This window comes from Aquimarina mytili, assembly GCF_016735115.1.
Taxonomy (GTDB): domain Bacteria; phylum Bacteroidota; class Bacteroidia; order Flavobacteriales; family Flavobacteriaceae; genus Aquimarina; species Aquimarina mytili.
Genome location: NZ_JAERQJ010000028.1, coordinates 1 through 2,124, shown reverse-complemented (window position 1 = coordinate 2,124; position 2,124 = coordinate 1). Strand labels below are relative to the sequence as shown.

2 protein-coding genes are annotated in these 2,124 nt (G+C 31.7%); both read right to left on the bottom strand.

The features are described 5' to 3' along the window. Window positions 1-1,502 (bottom strand): condensation domain-containing protein (locus tag JJQ60_RS21865; RefSeq protein ID WP_236669200.1); only part of this gene is annotated, 1,502 nt, incomplete at its 3' end. 160 nt (window positions 1,503-1,662) lie between these two features. Next, the coding region (locus tag JJQ60_RS21860) for a phosphopantetheine-binding protein (protein ID WP_236669199.1) at window positions 1,663-2,124 on the bottom strand (462 nt) is incomplete at its 5' end.

Genomic DNA, 2,124 nt, shown 5'->3' with positions numbered 1-2,124 from the left:
AGTTGATTCTGCTCTTGTGTAGACAAAATATTAATATCACTAAGCTTGATATCTACATTAGCAATAATAGAATTTACAATACGCTTATAATAACTAATAAACCTCTCGATAGTATCAGAACTAAATAACTCCGTAGAATAAGCTATTTTGAATGTAAAATGATCATTTTTATCTGTAGTTGTTAAGCTCATATCGAACTTTGATATCATATCTTCCATTAGATATGTAGATAATTTAAGCCCAGGGATATCGAGCTCTCCTTCCATAAAGTTCTGGTAAGAAAACAATACATCAAACAATGGGTTTCTACTCGTATCTCGTTTAACCTGCAACTCATCGATAAGCGACTCATATTGATACGATTGATTACCAATACATGCCAGGGTATTGGTCTTAATTATAGATAAAAACTCTCTAAAAGTATATTCACTCTTAAGCTCATTTCTAAGAGGTAAGGTATTGACAAACATACCAATCATATTATTTAGATCTTCATGCTCTCTTCCTGAAACAGGGGTGCCAATAACAATATCTTTCTGGTTAGTGAGCTTGTAGAGTAAAATATGATACATCGATAAAAACAACATAAAACCTGTACTACCCAACTCCTCATTGATAGACTTTAATTTCTTTGTCTGCTCGGTATCAAGAGTAAAGCTAATTGTACCACCCTTATGCCCTTTTACTAAAGGGCGTTTAAAATCTGTTGGTAGATTAAGTGGCTGTGCTACCTCATTAAACAAATTCAGCCAAAAATCTTTTTGATCAGAAATCTCTAATTGTCGGCTATCTTGTTGTTGCCACTCTGCATAATCCTTGTATTGAACAGATAATGGAGATAAAGTTTTGCCTGTATACAATGCCATAAACTCTTTTACTAAAATACTATCCGAAACACCATCAGTAATAATATGATGCATATCCAACATCAAAATATGTTTTCTCTGACTCAACCGAATAACACCAATTCTAATTAGTGGACCATTGTTTAGATCAAAAGGTCGAATAAAGCTTTCAATCTTTTTAGGAACCTCTGATTCTGTCGAATTAAAAAATGATATATCAATCTCCTGACTATCGAGTATCTTTTGAACAGGTGTCTCATCAACTATTTTAAAAACGGTTCTCAAACTCTCATGACGGGCTATAAGGGTATTAAAAACCTTTCTCAAAAGATCCATTTCTAGATCTCCTTCTAAACAAACCACCTGAGGCATATTATAATTTAGAGAAGTCTTATTATACTCGTACAAAAAATACATTCGTTTTTGTGCAGAGGATAAAGTGTAATAATCTTTCTCTGGAGCCTTTTCAATAACCTTAAATTTAGAATTAACCGCTTGATTGTTTTCAATAAATCTAATAAGTTCAACCTTGTGCTTTTTGATTTCTTCAAGGATTTCACGGACATCTCTATTTTTTGGAACATTCAATCGTAAGGCACCATTATCTAAATGTAAACCGATCTTATGCTTTCGTATTTTTAATAATAAATTTTCCATACTGATGTAATTCTCGAAATTGGCTTTTGTTCTAACTAGTTTTATACCAGTTCGAAACGATGATTAAAAAAAGTGATGTAAAAAAGATGATAGAATATTATATATTCCTTAAGCTTTGTATTATAAATAATTAGAATAGGTATTTCTTACTTCAAATTACCTATATGATAACTTCTTGAACCATTTCTATAGGCACATTTGTTGCATTATCATTAAATAACCATTGATTGATCTCAATAAACTCTGCTTGTTCTTTAATGGTAGGCTTCTCAAAAACCTTTTCTAAAGGAAATACCATATCAAACTCCTTAGCGATTTTATTAACTAAAACCATAGCTTTTAAAGAATGTCCTCCTAGTTCAAAAAAGCCCTTGTTTACACTAATCATTTCTTTATCTATCGATAATACTTCTGACCACATTGCTGTAATTTGATCTTCAACTGCATTAGAAGGTGCCACATAATTATCCTGTAGTTCAATCTTTGGTTCAGGTAAGTTTTTTCTATCTATTTTACCACTTGAGTTAAGAGGAAGCTCTGCTAAATGAACATAAAAAGTGGGTAACATATACTCTGGAAGTTGCTTAGATAAAAACTCTTTTAAGGTTGAACCTGAAAGCTC